Source organism: Rhizobacter sp. P1_G5 (genome assembly GCF_056405435.1).
This window is the reverse complement of record NZ_JBFUCB010001057.1, coordinates 1-1,043: the sequence shown is the minus strand read 5'-3', so window position 1 is coordinate 1,043 and position 1,043 is coordinate 1. Positions and strand designations below refer to the sequence as shown.

Sequence of the window (1,043 nt, the reverse complement as noted above, 5' to 3'; positions counted from 1 at the left end):
CGACCGGCGTGCGCTCGGCAGCGGTACTCATGACGCGTGCCGCCCGGCGTAGTCTTTTGCGAACTGGAACGCGACGCGCCCGGAGCGCGACCCGCGCTCCAGCGCCCACACCAGCGAGGGCTGGCGGGCGGTGGCGATCTCGTCCTCGCCGACGCCGAAGCCGCGCAGCCATTGCGCGACGATCGCGAGGTATTCGTCCTGGCTGAACGGGTAGAAGCTGACCCACAGCCCGAAGCGTTCGCTGAGCGAGATCTTCTCTTCGATGACCTCGCCGGGGTGGACCTCGCCATCCTCGGTGTGCTGGTAGGTGAGGTTCTCCTTCATGTACTCGGGCAACAGGTGGCGGCGGTTGCTGGTCGCGTAGATCAGCACGTTGTCGGACGCCTGCGAAATCGAGCCGTCGAGGATGGATTTGAGCGCCTTGTAGCCGGGCTCGCCTTCGTCGAAGCTGAGGTCGTCGCAGAACACGACGAAGCGTTCGGGCCGGTCGGCGACCAGGTCGACGAGGTCGGGCAGGTCGACGAGATCGGCCTTGTCGACTTCGATCAGGCGCAGGCCGCGATCGGAAAACTCGTTCAGGCAGGCCTTGATCAGCGAACTCTTGCCGGTGCCGCGTGCGCCGGTCAGCAGCACGTTGTTGGCGGCGTGGCCGGCCACGAACTGCGCGGTGTTGCGCAGCAGGCGCTCCTTCTGCGGCTCGACCTCGACCAGCTCGCTGAGCCGCACATGCGCCACATGACGCACCGGCAGCAGTTGCCCGGACGCCCCACGCCGGCGATACCGAAACGCGATCGACGCGGACCAGTCGGGCGCAACCAGCGGCTGCGGCAGCACCGCCTCCAGCCGCTTGAGCAGCGCCTCGGCGCGTTGAACCAACTGCAGCAACGTGTCGGGAGCAAGAGACATGCAAGACCGCCGGGCTGTTGCCGGCACCTGGGCTGGAATGGGGCCGTCAGTGTATTGGGTCTCGTCGCGTCGCGTGGCGGCGCGGCGGGTGAGGGGATGGGCTGGGGGCTCAGCCTCGGCGGTCGGCCCTGGCGGGC

At 68.2% G+C, this 1,043-nt stretch carries 1 protein-coding gene; it reads right to left on the bottom strand.

What is annotated here, in order from left to right:
• Positions 1-27: 27 nt before the first annotated feature.
• A complete protein-coding gene (locus tag AC1D12_RS33955) occupies positions 28-906 on the bottom strand; it encodes an ATP-binding protein (RefSeq protein ID WP_477845468.1) in 879 nt (292 codons plus the stop codon).
• Between the last annotated feature and the right edge of the window lie 137 nt (positions 907-1,043).

Bases quoted from the DNA above. Each gene is read 5' to 3' on its own strand.
- AC1D12_RS33955 (WP_477845468.1), bottom strand. From the start codon at position 906: ATGTCTCTTGCTCCCGACACGTTGCTGCAGTTGGTTCAACGCGCCGAG.